Origin of the sequence: Thermanaeromonas sp. C210, assembly GCF_013167955.1 — a bacterium.
Classification (GTDB): Bacteria; Bacillota; DSM-521; order Neomoorellales; family Neomoorellaceae; genus UBA12545.
The window spans coordinates 629768-643879 of record NZ_BLWF01000002.1 but is presented as its reverse complement, the minus strand read 5'-3'; the positions used below and the strand labels follow the sequence as shown (position 1 = coordinate 643879).

Annotated in this window: 15 protein-coding genes, 1 tRNA gene, 1 riboswitch and 1 other annotated feature (1 of these 18 running past the window's edge); of the genes, 1 reads left to right on the top strand and 15 read right to left on the bottom strand. The window is 59.8% G+C overall.

Annotated elements, in window-relative coordinates; all coding sequences use genetic code 11:
- Positions 1–110 (bottom strand) — a binding site (T-box leader) (it extends 128 nt beyond the left edge of the window).
- Positions 111–149: 39 nt separating this feature from the next.
- The 3 genes from ispF to TAMC210_RS07340 all read right to left on the bottom strand — a co-directional run bounded on the left by ispF (position 150) and on the right by TAMC210_RS07340 (position 2538).
- Complete coding sequence (ispF, locus tag TAMC210_RS07350) at positions 150–629, bottom strand: 2-C-methyl-D-erythritol 2,4-cyclodiphosphate synthase (RefSeq protein ID WP_173298114.1); 480 nt, start codon at positions 627–629, stop codon at positions 150–152.
- Between the two features lie 95 nt (positions 630–724).
- Entirely contained in the window at positions 725–1411 is a 687-nt protein-coding gene (ispD, locus tag TAMC210_RS07345; RefSeq protein ID WP_173298113.1) for a 2-C-methyl-D-erythritol 4-phosphate cytidylyltransferase, read from the bottom strand.
- Positions 1399–2538 (bottom strand): PIN/TRAM domain-containing protein, encoded by a 1140-nt coding sequence (locus TAMC210_RS07340; RefSeq protein ID WP_173298112.1) that lies wholly within the window; start codon positions 2536–2538, stop codon positions 1399–1401. The genes ispD and TAMC210_RS07340 overlap by 13 nt, the downstream gene beginning before the upstream one ends.
- 186 nt (positions 2539–2724) lie before the next feature.
- Between TAMC210_RS07340 and TAMC210_RS07335 the strand changes: the two genes are divergently transcribed.
- A complete protein-coding gene (locus TAMC210_RS07335; RefSeq protein WP_173298111.1) occupies positions 2725–3120 on the top strand; it encodes a DUF1573 domain-containing protein in 396 nt (131 codons plus the stop codon).
- Here TAMC210_RS07335 and radA read toward each other — a convergent pair.
- From radA to TAMC210_RS07275, 12 genes are all read right to left on the bottom strand, one after another.
- Positions 3113–4477 carry a DNA repair protein RadA gene (gene radA / locus TAMC210_RS07330; RefSeq protein WP_173298110.1) on the bottom strand — a complete coding sequence of 455 codons (1365 nt, stop codon included), beginning with the start codon at positions 4475–4477 and terminating at the stop codon, positions 3113–3115. The genes TAMC210_RS07335 and radA overlap by 8 nt on opposite strands.
- Before the next feature lie 24 nt (positions 4478–4501).
- Positions 4502–5239, bottom strand: coding sequence for a phosphatase (locus TAMC210_RS07325; RefSeq protein WP_173298109.1), 738 nt, complete (start codon positions 5237–5239; stop codon positions 4502–4504).
- A gap of 733 nt (positions 5240–5972) precedes the next feature.
- Complete coding sequence (locus TAMC210_RS07320) at positions 5973–6608, bottom strand: HD-GYP domain-containing protein (protein WP_173298108.1); 636 nt, start codon at positions 6606–6608, stop codon at positions 5973–5975.
- Positions 6609–6699: 91 nt separating this feature from the next.
- A riboswitch (cyclic di-GMP riboswitch) is annotated at positions 6700–6790 on the bottom strand.
- A gap of 70 nt (positions 6791–6860) precedes the next feature.
- The gene (locus tag TAMC210_RS07315; RefSeq protein WP_173298107.1) at positions 6861–7196 is read right to left on the bottom strand and encodes an AbrB/MazE/SpoVT family DNA-binding domain-containing protein; all 336 of its coding nucleotides are present in this window, start codon (positions 7194–7196) and stop codon (positions 6861–6863) included.
- Between the two features lie 5 nt (positions 7197–7201).
- Positions 7202–8650, bottom strand: coding sequence for a two-component system histidine kinase PnpS (gene pnpS, locus TAMC210_RS07310; RefSeq protein ID WP_173298106.1), 1449 nt, complete (start codon positions 8648–8650; stop codon positions 7202–7204).
- Between the two features lie 17 nt (positions 8651–8667).
- A complete protein-coding gene (locus TAMC210_RS07305) occupies positions 8668–9885 on the bottom strand; it encodes an HD-GYP domain-containing protein (RefSeq protein ID WP_173298105.1) in 1218 nt (405 codons plus the stop codon).
- Between the two features lie 123 nt (positions 9886–10008).
- Positions 10009–10209, bottom strand: coding sequence for a DUF1858 domain-containing protein (locus TAMC210_RS07300; RefSeq protein WP_173298104.1), 201 nt, complete (start codon positions 10207–10209; stop codon positions 10009–10011).
- Between the two features lie 30 nt (positions 10210–10239).
- Positions 10240–10339: transfer RNA gene (locus TAMC210_RS07295), tRNA-Sec, on the bottom strand.
- Between the two features lie 372 nt (positions 10340–10711).
- Positions 10712–11416, bottom strand: a complete 705-nt coding sequence (locus TAMC210_RS07290; protein WP_173298103.1) for an ABC transporter ATP-binding protein — start codon at positions 11414–11416, stop codon at positions 10712–10714.
- The gene (locus TAMC210_RS07285) at positions 11403–12188 is read right to left on the bottom strand and encodes an ABC transporter ATP-binding protein (RefSeq protein ID WP_173298102.1); all 786 of its coding nucleotides are present in this window, start codon (positions 12186–12188) and stop codon (positions 11403–11405) included. Before TAMC210_RS07285 ends, TAMC210_RS07290 begins: the two co-directional genes overlap by 14 nt.
- Entirely contained in the window at positions 12169–13125 is a 957-nt protein-coding gene (locus TAMC210_RS07280) for a branched-chain amino acid ABC transporter permease (RefSeq protein WP_173298101.1), read from the bottom strand. Before TAMC210_RS07280 ends, TAMC210_RS07285 begins: the two co-directional genes overlap by 20 nt.
- Positions 13126–13147: 22 nt before the next feature.
- On the bottom strand, positions 13148–14035 hold the full coding sequence (locus tag TAMC210_RS07275; protein WP_217267301.1) for a branched-chain amino acid ABC transporter permease: 888 nt from the start codon (positions 14033–14035) through the stop codon (positions 13148–13150).
- Between the last annotated feature and the right edge of the window lie 77 nt (positions 14036–14112).

Below are 14112 nucleotides of genomic sequence, written 5' to 3'. Positions count from 1 at the left end.
AGCTCCTGGGTGCACTTCGACACCGGCCGGCCTGGGACCGCTTCCAGCCCCTGGCGATCCCTCTCTGGAGGCGGCGGATGGTGCCTACTCTCCCCATTCCTCGCCTTTCGTTCTTTGCTGCCTATTATAAATTGGCGGCCGCGTCCTTGTCAAGAAAGGGGCGGCAAGAGCAATACCGTGGCCAGGGCGGCTATGCCCTCCCCCCGGCCGGTAAAGCCCAGGCCCTCGGTGGTAGTAGCTTTAATGCCGATCCTTTTTACCGGTACGGCCAGGATGTCGGCGATCTTTTCCCGCATGGCCGGTATATAAGGAGCCAGGCGTGGCCGCTGGGCCACCACCACGCAGTCGGCATTGGCCAGGGAAAAGCCCAATTGGCTAACCTTCTGCCAGGCCTCGCGGAGCAGGTGGGTGCTCTCTATGCCCGCAAAGCGCGGGTCGTCGTCCGGAAAGTGCTGGCCGATATCTCCCAGAGCAGCAGCGCCTAGGAGGGCGTCGGCCAGGGCGTGGAGCAGGACGTCCGCATCGGAGTGCCCGGCCAGGCCGCGTTCATAGGGTATCTCCACCCCGCCCAGGATGAGCTTGCGGCCTTCTACCAGAGGGTGGACGTCAAAACCAAGGCCTATGCGCATTATATGTTCGGCGCCCCCTAGAGGTGCGGTTCGAGTGTTATCGCAGAATATCCCCGTCAGAAAAGGGATTCTCCTCCTGCCCGCCCGGAGGGCCCTTAACTTCTCATTTCCAGGAGGGCAGCGGCGAGGAGCAGGTCATAGGGGGTCGTTATTTTAAGGTTGCGGTAGTCTCCCTTGACCAGCTTCACGGGATACCCGCACTTCTCCACCAGGGATGCGTCGTCGGTTACCCGCCAACCTTCAGCCCTCCCCCGCCGGTAGGCCTCCTCCAGCCAGGCCCGGCGGAAAACCTGGGGCGTCTGGGCGGCCCAAAGGTTCTGCCGTACCAGGGTTTCGCCGACCAACCCCTGACCATCGTCCCGCTTGATGGTATCCCGCACGGGCACGGCGGCCACCGCCCCGCCCCATTCCCGGGCCGCAGCCACCACCCTGGCCAGGAGCCCTTCGTCCATCAGGGGGCGGGCGGCATCGTGGACCGCCACCAGCTCTGTTTCCTCCGGGAGGGCCTTCAGTCCCCGATAAACGGAATCCTGGCGCTCTTCGCCCCCTTCCACCAGGCCCACAACCTTGCTATATCGGCTGCCCAGGATCTCCCGGCACTGGTCCATGTCTTCCCGCCGGGTGATGACGATAACGGCGTGGACCAGGGGTGAACTTTCCAGGACGTCCAGGCTGTAGGTTAAAACCGGCCTGCCCCTTAAGTTGAGCAGAACTTTGTTGCGGCCGGCTCCCATCCTTCTCCCCTGGCCGGCGGCCGCTACCAGGGCGGTCAAGAAAGGCACTGGTATTCTCCCCGTTCGAGGGGCTGGTGGGCGGGCTGGCCTGCGTGGTGGCTTTTCCTCTCAGGGCCTTTGGGACGGGCGAATATCATCCGTCCGGCAGAAGTCTGCAGCACGCTGGTTACGAGGACGGCAATGGACTGGCCGATGTAACGGCGGCCGTTCTCGACCACGATCATGGTGCCGTCATCCAGGTAGCCCACGCCCTGCCCGGCCTCCTTGCCGTCCTTAATCACCTGGATGGTCATTTCTTCGCCGGGGAGGACAATGGGCTTCACCGCATTGGCCAGCTCGTTTATGTTCAGGACCCTTATACCTTGGAGCTCGGCCACTTTATTTAAATTATAATCATTGGTAACAATGGGCGCTTTAAGCTTCTGGGCCAGGCGGACCAGCTTGCTGTCCACCTCGGCCACGTCATCGAATTTCTCTTCGTGGATTTTTACCGTGACGCCCAGCTCCTTGCGGATCTTGTTTAGAACATCCAGGCCCCGGCGCCCGCGATTCCGCTTCAGTACATCCGAAGAATCGGCGATATGGCGCAGCTCTTCCAGGACAAAGCCCGGTATGATCATCGTCCCTTCCAGAAAGCCGGTCTGAATGATATCGGCAATGCGGCCGTCGATGATGACACTGGTGTCGAGGATCTTGGCCCCGCTCCGGGCGCCCTCCCCCTTGGACCTATCTTTGCCCAGCCTGGGGAGAAAGGCGAACAGGCTCCATATCTCTTCCCTTCTCTTGGTCCCCAGGCTCCAGCCCAGATACCCCAGGAATATGCTCCCGATCATGGGAATATAGGGGCCCACAAAAGGCAGGTGAACAAAGGGCGCCCCGATAAGATTAGCAATTATAAGGCCAATAACCAGTCCCAGGGCTCCGCTCACCAGTTCCTGGGCCGACAGGCGTTGCAGGCGGGCCTCCAGCCAGCGGACGAACTGCAGCCCCCAATCCACCAGGCGGTGGGCCAGGGCATAACCGGCCAGGGCAAAGAGCAGGGTCACCAGGCCCAAGAGAGGCCACTTGGCCCCCGGAGGCCCCGTAGTCCAGAGGGACAGACCGGCCTGCCCCACAGAAAACCCTACGGCGGCCATGACCAAAGAAATAGCCGCTCGTATCAACCGATAGAACATGCGATCACCTGCTTCTTTCTCACTTTTTCTGATTATTCCTCACCTGCCCCCATATTATACCAAGTTGGTGTTCGGCGTCTCCATTATAACAGATATTTGCAATGCTGGCAAACTCGACCGCCCCACCGTTGACAGCCTCTGAACCCCCTGCTTATAATTAGTTTAGCACAAAGGAGGGGTGGCGGGATGTCCGATCTTTTATGCGATCGCTTTCAACAAATCGTGGCCCAATACACCCTTAGGCATAAGAGTATCCTGGATATTCTCTCCAAGATTCAGGAAGCCCAGGCCCGGGTCCAGCGGGCGGTAGCCAAGGCGGTAACTAATTGTGGCTGTATCCAGGTTCAGGCCGCCAAGCAGAACCTCCCGGCTGGTGTAGGCATGGCCGAACTTCCCTCCTACCTGACCAGCCATCTCTTAGGCGAACTCTGCCCCGACTGCCGGGAAACCGTAGAAGAGGAATTAGGCCAGCTATTCTTCTACCTAACTGCCCTTTGCAACACCCTGGACATCAGCCTGACCGACGTCCTGGACAAGGAACAGGACAAACTCTGCACCCTGCGGTATTTCAGCCTCACCTAGTTTTCCCCAAGGCCAACTTTAGACCTTCGGTTATAGTACGCACGAAATACACTTCGCCCTCCTGCCGGGAGGGGAAAGTTTTCTTATTGCCTTCGGGCAGTATAAAGCGGGTAAACCCCAAGCGCCGGGCTTCTTCTACCCGCTTTTCGGCCTGGGCCACGGCCCGTACCTCTCCCGCCAGGCCTACCTCCCCCACAACGAGGAGGTGGGGATCTAGGGGCTTATCTTGCAGGCTGGAGGCTATGGCCAGGCAGACGGCCAGGTCGGCGGCCGGCTCGGTTATGTTGATGCCGCCAGCGACGTTTAGGTAGACATCATGGGTACCGAGGGGCAGGTGGCCCCTCTTCTCCAGCACGGCCATGAGGAGCAGGGCCCGGTTGTAATCCAGACCGGTAGACAGTCTCCGGGGGTGGCCGAAGCTGGTGCGGCTGACCAGGGCCTGGATTTCCAGGAGGAGGGGACGCGTCCCTTCCAGGCAAGCCGTTACCACTGAACCGGCCACCCCGTGGGGACGCTCTGCCAGCAGAGTCTCCGACGGATTGGGCACCTCCTTGAGCCCCTGGGAAGTCATAGCAAATACTCCCACCTCGTTGGTGGAACCGAAACGGTTCTTGGCCGCCCGCAGCAGCCGGTAGGCCTGCATTCCTTCCCCTTCCAAGTAGAGGACGCAATCCACCAGATGTTCCAGCACTTTGGGCCCGGCCAGAAAACCGTCCTTGGTGATGTGCCCTACCAGGATGGCCGCCGGCCCACCCTTCTTGGCCGCGCGCAGAAAGGCGGCCGCGCTCTCCCGCACCTGGGACAGGCTGCCGGCCGCAGCAGGGAGGTCGGGCAAGAAAACCGTCTGGATGGAGTCCACGATGACGACCACCGGTTCCAGGGCTTCCACCTGCTGCAGGATGGTCTGCACGTTGGTTTCGGCCAGCAAATAGATCCGCCGGGACAGGGCGCCCAGGCGCTGGGCCCGGAGGCGGGTCTGGCCTGGAGATTCTTCGCCGGAAACGTACAGCACCGCCCCATACCTTTCGGCCAGAGAATGGGCCAGCTGAAGCAAAAGGGTGCTCTTACCAATGCCTGGAGCCCCCCCTACCAGGATTAATGATCCCGGCACCAGCCCCCCGCCCAGGACGCGGTCCCACTCCCTTACATCAGACTGGAGTCTCTCGGCCCCTATTTCCGGCGCGTCCGCCAGCAGGACCGGGGAGGTGTTCTCCCCGGCGTGGGAAGAAGAAAGCCTTGCGGCCCCTTCTACTTCCCTGGTCAGGGAGTCCCAGGCTCCGCAGACCGGACAGCGTCCGAGCCAGCTCGCGCTCTCGTAACCACAGGCCTGACAAACGAAGCGCACCCTGGTCTTCATGGGGCTCACCCCCGTCTTAAGGGGCTAGGACCTCCCAGCCCGGGAGCGGCGGCGGTGCCAGCCAAGGTACTCCTTGACGCGGCCGGCCGTCAGGTTGATTATCTGGTCCTCGCCGATACCCGCCCCCCTAACCACCTGCCAGGCCCGGACGAAATTCCCCACGGCCGTATGGATATGGGCATCGCTGGATATGACCACCGGGGCTCTGTACTGTTTGGCCAGCCGGCCCAGTTGCTGGCAGCGCGGCAGGCTGCCCGGACGGCTGACCAAAAAGGAATTATTGTTGAACTCCAAAGCCTTATTGTTGGCAGCCGCAGCTTTGGCCACTGCCTCCAGGTCTATGGGGAAATCCGGATTGCCGGGATGAACTAGGATATGGACCAGGGGGTGGCTGAGGGCCGCCAGGGCCGCCCGGGTGTATTCTTCCTGGGAGCGTCCATCGAAACCGACCCCGGAATGGAAGCCGGCCAGGACGATATCCAGCCTTTCGAGGATCCCTTCCGGTACATCCAAGTGGCCCTCTTCATCGATGATATTAGCCTCTACCCCCCTCAAAATTTCTACTTCTCCCAGCTTGCGCGGCAGTGCTGTAATATTATGGAAATAATACTCGTGGGGACCGCCCGGCATGCGGAGGCCGTGGTCAGTGATGGCGATGAGCTTTAAACCTTTATCAGCCGCCGCTTCGGCCAGCTCTTTGACCGTACTGTACGCATGGCCGCTGGCCACGGTGTGGGTGTGGAGATCCGCTTCGCAGTACACCTCTACCTACCCCTTCCTGTTCTTTCCCGTCGCCCTCCAAATAAAGTATAACGCAAGATAGGCCCCTTGTCTTTGCAAAATCCTTCTAAAAAAAACCGGGCTTTATCAGCGAAATAGATCGCGCGTTCATAAATAATTCGCAGGCCGCGGGGCCATAATAGTAGTGTCAGGGTCCGTAAGGGCCGAGCCCAGAGGGTTGCCGGGTCTCCAGAGTGAGGCTCGGTAACCTTCGGCCAAAGGTTGGTACCGGGTCCCGGGGGCTCGGTACCAGCCGGCGGGCAGATCGCCGGTAGGTCCGTCAGGGCTTGCCGGCAGTCCAAGGATTGCCGGCAGGTCTGCAAGGATCACCGCCGGTCGAGCTAAGATAGTCAGGGGTGCCGCAGGCTTCTAGGCATTAGTTAGTGGGCTGGAGGTCGGCGCCTGGTCGAGAGATCCGGGTCGGCTTCTAAGGTATCCCTGATTATCGAGTCAAGGCTACGGTGAGTCCTGTAATGGTCTGGGGTAGTCGAAAGACTGCCTCGGGCTACGTAAGGATTTGTCGTAGCCGGAGCGAAGGTCCTTATGGGCTCTTTAGAAGGAAGGCCGCCATTTAAGTTTTGAGGGCGGCCTTCTATTGTTTTTCTTAAAAAAAATGGCCCAGATAACCTCTGGGCAAGTAAGTATATATAAAAAGGAGGTCAGAGGACGCTTTACTAAAGGGCTGGCGGGTAAGTGGTTTATCCTTTAATTGAAATTATAATTCATTACTGTTAAAAGTCCATGTTGTTCTCTTTAAGATTTCATTAATTTTGGAGGGCGTAGGCCGTCGCTGTCCTTTTAAAAGATGCATTGTTAAGGAGAAGAGGGCTTCGACCAGTTGGGGATCGAACTGGCTGCCGCTGCACTCCTTTACTTCTTGTAAGGCAGCCGCCAGTTCGCGCTTCTTCTGGTAAGGGCGGCTCGACGTCATGGCATCCAACGCATCGGCCAGGGCTATAATCCTGGCTCCCAGGGGTATTTCCCCCTTACAGAGGCCGCTGTAGCCGCTCCCATCCCACTTTTCGTGGTGATAAAGGACCATCTCCCTAATGGCTTGCCAGTCGTCTCCCTCGGGGAGCAGCCGGCAGCCTTCCCGGGGATGCTCATACATCTTTTGCCATTCGTCTTCGGTCAGGGGCCCCTTCTTATGCAGGATGCTACGGTCAATGGTAAGCTTGCCTACGTCATGTACCAGAGCTCCCCAAAAGGTTTGACGCACCTGGGCTTTTGGAAGTCCTAACTCCTGCGCCAATTGATAGCTGATGGCCGCCACGTGGACACTGTGGCGGTAAGTAAGCCGCGAGTGGTAATACAGGCGCTGTAGCAGAGTAACGACGGTGTCTTCCAGCACTTACCACGACATTCCTTCCTAAAAAGGCGCCCCCGGTAACGGCTCAAACAAAATAAACCTTGCTCCCAGGCAAGGCACTCCTTCCTTGCGAGCCGGCAGCCTGGCGATCATAGCCCCCCAGCGGGAGCCTTAGACCCATGGCTTTGTGCCCCTGCCTTTCGACAGGTTTACCCTGAGGCAGCTCACTTTTTTCGACGAAATTATTTATTGTTGTACCATATATTTACTTATTCGACACCGCCCTCCCGAATCCTACCCCCTGGGAGAATTCCCACCTATTCCCACCACTTGCAGATCCAGTTCCCGCGCCAGGGTTTGGACATACTGGAGGGCACAGCGCCGGCACAAGGCCTCCCCCCCCAGGATGATGAGGTTTACCGTGCACCCACACACGCCGCAGATCCTTTGGGGCTGGCTTTTGCGCAAGCACCACTCTCCCTCCTCCCGGACGACGAACTCCACTTCCTCTCCGGTCCGTATTCCCAGTTGTTGCCGCATTTCCGCCGGCAGGGTAACCCTCCCTTTGACGTCTACTACGCGCCGGTACACCTTCCTCCGCTCTTGTTCATCTTTATTTTTTGCGGGCATCTAACTCATCCCCCTTCCATCCTCCTCATTAGGGGAACTACAAAATGAAAGGTGCTGCCCTTCCCCACCTGGCTTTCCACCCCCACCGTGCCCCCGTAGGCTTCCACCATATGCTTCACGATGGCCAGACCCAGGCCCGTCCCTCCCATGGCCCGGGACCGCGCCTTGTCTACCCGGTAGAATCGTTCGAAGATCCGCGGCAGGCTCTCGGCGGGAATACCTATCCCCGTATCCCTCACCTGTACCCGGGCCCGCGAACCTTCCCGGGAGGCCGTCACCGTTACCGAACCCCCCTCCGGAGTGTACTTGATGGCATTATCCAACAGATTGAGGAGGATTTGGTCCAGGAAGTGTTCCGGAAGCCTCAGCAGGGGGAGGTCGGGGGGAAGGTCTGTCTTGAGACTCACTCCCCTTTCTTCAGCTAAAGGCCTTACCACCTCCATTACCCTTGCGACGGCCTGGGGCAGCGAGGCCCCCATCCCCACCGGTTCCGGCCTGCGGTGTTCCACCCGGGAAAGGGTTAAGAGGTCCTCGATGAGGCGCTGCAGGCGCTGGGCTTCGCTATTGATAATCCCCAGGAAGCGGCGGCTGGTCTTCTCATCGGCCAGGGCCCCCTCCAGGAGGGTTTCCACAAAGCCCCGGATGGAAGTGAGGGGCGTGCGCAGTTCATGGGAAACATTGGCCACGAATTCGCTGCGCATCTGCTCCAGACGCCGGATCTCGGTTATATCCCGCAGGGAAAGGACGGCTCCCACAATGCGGCCCCGCTCCCCCAGGATGGGGGCTCCGTGGACGCGGAAAAGGCCGGCGCTGGTAGGAAAGAGCCTTACTTCGGCCTCCGCCGGCTTACCTTTATCCAGGATCTCCTTGGCCAGCCGGTCCAGTTCGTGATTGCGGATGATCTCCAGGAGATACTTTTGCTGCATCTCGTGCTCCTTTTTCTCCAAGAGAGCCTCCGCCGCCGGGTTGCACAGCATCACCCGCCCCACCTGGTCCACGGCCACCACGGCATCAGTAAGGCTGGCCAGGATGGCTCTCACTTTATTACGTTCGTTGGAAATTTCTCGTATATTGCTGCGGAGCCGGTCTACCATTTCATTCAGATGGCGGGCCAGGAGGCCTAATTCATCATTGGTCAGCACCTCCAGGCGCTGCTCCAGATCACCGGAAGCAATCCGCCGGGTGGCGGGGAGCATGTCCCCCAAGGGACCCAGGAGGCTGCGGGCCACCAGGTAGGTGCCGCAGGTTAGGAGGATCAGTCCTCCCAGGGCGAGCTTAAAGAAACCGCTCTCCAGCAGCTTTAGGGTATATGGGGCGGTGCCTGGCGGCAGTATGGGCATGCCTTCCATCCATTGGTACCAGAGGCTGTAGCGGATGATCAGGAAGGCCAGGAAGGAATACCCCAGGGCCAGGGCGGCGACCCGGACTGTTAGCCGGCGTGCCAGGCGGTGCAATTCCCTCAACTCCCCGGTTAGTTAGGATTTTGCCCGTCCAGGAGGACGTGGGCCACGGCTATGACTCCCGGATCAAACTGCCGTCCCGCTCCACGCTCCAGGGCTTCCAAGGCTTCACCAGCGGACCGGGTGGGCTGATAGGGCCGGGGCGAAGTCATGGCGTCAAAGGCGTCGGCCACAGCAATGAGACGGGCCCCCAGGGGGATGTCGGGCCCCTTTAGCCCGTAGGGATAGCCCCTGCCGTCATAGCGCTCGTGGTGGAGGCCCGCCAGGGGGGCTATTTCTTTGAGGTAGACGACCTGGCTTAGCAGGTCTATAGTGCGTGCCGGGTGCTTCTTGACGATTTCCCACTCTTTGGGATCTAAGGGTCCCGCCTTATCCAGGACCGCCCGGGGAACGGCAACCTTGCCGAAGTCGTGGAGGAGGCCTGCTATCTCCACTTTTTGCCTATCCTCTTCCCCCATTTTCAGAGCGGCGGCCAGCTTCACCGCGTAGGCTGCTACCCGCTGGGAGTGGCCCCCCGTGTATGCATGCTTGGCATCGATAATCCGGGCAAAGAGGGAGATGGTGGACGTGAGGGGAGGATCTTCCTCCCATCCGGCCGGAGGGAGTTCCGTCATGGCCGCGGCAATTTGCTGTTCCAAGGCTTCATCCTCGGCCACGCGCTCCCAGAATCCGTCGGAGAGAATGCGGTCCGCCTCCCGCCATAGTTCAACGGGATAGGCCTTGCCTGCCAGCTGCTCTATTCGCGGCCGGATGTCCCCCCAGGCGCGGCTGGAGGAGCTGCGCAGTTGGAGGTCCAGGACGTCGCTGAGGTTTAGTATCAGAGCGCCCGTGTCGATCTGGTCCTCCTTGAGACCCCGGGGGTAGCCCGAGCCGTCCCAGTGCTCGTGGTGTTGGGCCACCAGGGGTCGGAGTTTGAGGCCCACGCCTGGAAGGTGGGACACTATGGCTGCGCCGCGCTCGGGGTGCAGGCGGATTTCCGGATCATCCTTGGCCCCGGGCTGTAAAGCCCGGTGTACAATGTGATCCGGTAGACCGATACCCCCCAGGTCGTGCAGCAGCCCGGCGTAAAAGACATCCCGCTCCCGCCCGGGCAGGAGGTTCCGACTCAGTTCCCGGGCCAGGAGGGCCACTCGCCAGGCATGGTATAGTTTATGATCGTCCTCCATATCCAGCACTGTAGCTAGTACGCCTATTAACTGGCAGAAGAGGCGGTCATATGTGCACGCCATGGAGAAAAAACCTCCCGTAAGCACCCCTAATAAAAAATCGCCCTTTATGCGGATCCTTTATCGACATAAAGAGCGATTCCTGCTTTCTCCGCCATAGTTCCCTTTTGCGCGCTATCTTTATTTTTATTTCCCTTGTACGGCCTTATTCAGGTCTTCAATTAGTTTATCCACATCTATGCCGTGGGCCATAGCCCCCTGTTCGATATTTTCAAACCGGGCTGCAGCACAACCCAGGCAACCCATGCCGTGCTCCATAAACACGGGCACGGTCTGGGGATACTTGCTTACCACTTCAGTAATGCTCATATCCTTGGTAATGGTCAAGGCTTTCACCTCCGTAGGATTGTATAAGGTTGGCGGGAGTGTGTGGGAATCGAACCCACCGCGCCCGGGACGACCCCGCGCGCCGGCTGGATTTGAAGTCCAGGCAGGCCACCAGGCCCGATCCACCCCCGTCTAAGACCCTCTCCATGCAACCGCTATTTTAGCACATCGGCCGACTTTAGGCAAGGAAGGGCCTCCTCGGCCCATCGCCACCTTTCGAGCCTAGGCCCGCTTGGCTTGCGCTCGCTCCTGAAACCCTCGCCGGCCAAACTACCACTCATCCTCAAAGCTTGAAGCGGGCCTCCCGGCAGAATTTAACCATCCTGTCTCTGTTTCCGGCCGCAGGCCTCCTTCGACCTCGGGTCCGCCTCCGCTTTAGACTTCATGAAGTTTGGCAGCCGCGAAGGCTCGCTCGCTTGCAAGCCCCAGGGCAGGCCACTGCACCGAAAAGTGGGGACCTGCCAGAGGTCCTCCTATCCGCCCGGGGTTAGCCCGGGAGGAGTTACCCCCCGAGGTAGGCCTTTTTCACCTCTTCGCTCCCCGACAGCTCTTCGGCAGTACCCGAGAGGACAATGCGACCGGTTTCCAGGACGTACCCGCGGTGGGCCACCTGGAGGGCCGTATGGACATTTTGCTCCACCAAAAGGATAGTGGTTCCGCTGCGGTTTATCTCCTGGATTATGGAAAAGATCTCCTTGACCAGCAGGGGAGCCAGTCCCATGGAGGGTTCGTCCAGCAGCAGGAGCCTGGGGCGCATCATCAGGGCGCGGCCGATGGCCAGCATTTGCTGCTCGCCGCCCGATAGAGTCCCGGCCAGCTGTTTCTGGCGCTCCTTCAGGCGGGGAAAGTGGCGCCACACTTCCTCCAGAGCGGAGACCACCTCCCGCCGCTCCCGCCTAAGGTAAGCGCCCAGCTCCAGATTCTCCAGCACCGTCAGGTTGGCAAAGATCCGCCTCCCCTCCGGCACGTGGGAAATACCCATCTTGACCACTTCTTGGGGGGATAGGCGGTGCAGGGGACGGCCCTCAAAAAGGATCTCTCCGGACCGGGGCTGGATCAGGGCAGAAATGGCCTTTAGGGTGGTACTCTTGCCTGCTCCGTTGGCTCCCAGGAGGGTGACTATCTCCCCTTCCTTCACCTCCAGAGTTACGCCCTTCAGGGCATGGATGGCACCGTAATAGACATGGACGTCGTTAAGCACCAACAAGGGCCGGAGCCACCTCCTCACCCAGGTAGGCCTCTATGACCCGCGGATGGCGTCGGATCTCCCCCGGGGTTCCCTCGGCGATTACCTCGCCGTAGTCCAGGGCATAAATCCTTTCGCAGAGATTCATGACCAGGGACATGTCATGCTCTATCAGGAGGATGCTCAAGGAGAATTCCTGCCGCAGCCAGCGGATGAAGTCCATGAGGGCCTGGGTCTCTTGGGGGTTCATTCCCGCCGCCGGTTCATCCAGGAGGAGCAGGCGCGGGCGGGCGGCCAGGGCCCGGGCGATCTCCAGCCTGCGCTGCTCGCCGTAGGGCAGGTTTTTAGCCTTTTCACTGGCATACTGCTTCAGGCCGAAGAGTTCCAGGAGTTCCTCGGCCCGGCGGCGCATCTCTCCTTCATGCCGGTAGTAGGAGGGAAGGCGCAGGACGGCCCCCAGCAAGGGGTACCGGCTATGCCAGTGGCAAGATATGGTGAGGTTATCCAGGACGGTCAGCTCCCCGAAGAGGCGGATGTTCTGGAAGGTACGGGCCACGCCCAGCTGGGTTATCTGGAAGGGACGCATGCCCACCAGACTACGCCCCTGCCACAGGATATCCCCGTGTTGGGGGCGATAGATCCCCGTCAGGAGATTGAAGACCGTGGTCTTGCCGGCCCCGTTGGGGCCGATGAGGCCTACCAGCTCCCCCTCCCTGATGGTCAGGTTGACCCTGGACACGGCGGACAGGCCTCCGAAGGCCAGGGTAAGGTCTTTAGTCTCCAATAGTACCACGGTTGGCGCCTCCTCTTGGCCGCAGCCAGTTAAGGGTAAACTCCCTGTTACCCATGAGCCCCTGGGGCCGGAAGATCATAACAGCTACCAGCAGGGCGGCATAGATCACCATGCGCAGGAGGGCCAGGTCTTGCAGCAGAGCATTAACCAGGGTAATGGCCGCGGCCGCGATTACCGAGCCGGTCAGGCTCCCCATTCCTCCTAAGACGACCATAACCAGGATGTCGAAGGACCGCAGGAAGGAAAAGGTAGCAGGCTGGATGAGATAGAAATAATGGGCGTACAGACCCCCCGCCAGTCCTCCGAAGAAGGCTCCTGTGGTAAAGGCCAGGACCTTGTAATAAGTGGTGTTAATGCCCATGGCCTCAGCGGCGATCTCGTTCTCCCGCACCGCCAGGCATGCGCGGCCGTGGGTGGAATTGAGGAAATTCCTGATGGCCGCCACGGTCAAGACGGTCATGGCGTAGAGCCAGGGCCAGTTGGTGAGCCGCGGTATGCCCATAATGCCTGCGGCCCCGCCGACATATTCGATGTTTACGGCCAGACCCCGGATTATTTCCCCGAACCCCAGGGTGGCGATGGCCAGATAGTCCCCCTTTAGGCGCAGGGTCGGCAGGCCGATGAGCACCCCAGCCAGGGCGGCAGCCGTAGAGCCCGCCACCAGGGCCAGGACAAAGGGCTGCCCCAGTTTAACGGTAAATATGGTGGCCACATAGGCCCCGATGGCCATAAAACCCGCATGCCCCAGGGCCAGCTGGCCGGTGAACCCTACAATGAGGTTCAGGCTGGTGGCCAGGATAACGTTAATGCCCAGGAGCATGAGGTTTACTTCCTGAAACTTACTGATGACGTCCTCCTTAAGGAGCCAGTCTACGGCCAAATATATGGCAATTATAACCAGAAAAATAGCTATATTTTTACTCCTAAAATAACCCATGGCCTTCGCCTCGTCTCAAGCCCTAAACTTTTTCTACCGTATCCTTGCCCAGCAGCCCCGCGGGGCGGAATAGCAGGACCAGGATCAACAGGATAAAGACCACCGGATCCCGGAGCTCGCTGCTGCCGTAGCCGCTTACTAGCGCTTCCACTATTCCTAAGAAGAAGCCGCCGGCCATGGCTCCGGGGATAAGCCCGATTCCGCCGATAACGGCCGCCACGAAGGCCTTGAGGCCGGGCATCAAGCCCATGAGGGGGTGAAGGGTGTTATAATACAGGCCCCACAGCACCCCGGCCACCGCCGCAAAGGCCGAACCCAGGGCAAAGGTAACGGAAACTACGCTGTCCACGTTAATGCCCATTAAGGCCGCCGCTTCCTTGTCGTAGGCCACGGCCCGCATGGCCTTTCCCACTCTAGTGTAATGGACGATATACTGGAGTATTATCATAATGAGAACGGTGACGCCCAGGATCAGGAGCTGCATGCTGGTAAAGCGCACGGCGCCTCCCAGGAGGGCGAAGGTACGATTGCTTATGGTCCCGGGCGGGAAGGAACGGAAATCCGTCCCCAGGAGCCAGAGGCCCCCGTTCTCCAGAAAGAGGGAAACCCCGATGGCCGTAATCAAGGCCGCCAGGCGGGGCGCCTGCCGCAGGGGTTTGTAGGCTATCCTCTCAATGACTACCCCCAGCAGGGCGCACAAGGCCACGGCCAGGAGCAGGGCCGCTACTACACCTACCTTGAGAACCGTAACGGCAAAAAAAGCAATATAGGCGCCCACCATCAGTATGTCGCCGTGGGCGAAGTTGATCAATTGGATTATGCCGTAGACCATGGTGTAACCCAGGGCTATCAAGGCGTAGATGCTGCCCAAGGTCAACCCGTTCACCAGCTGCTGCACTAACTCTGCCAACTCTGCCACTCCTTGTAGCCGGCCCGAGGGAGAAATCCAATGAGGGGGTAAACTTAACCCCCTCATTGGCCCCTTCA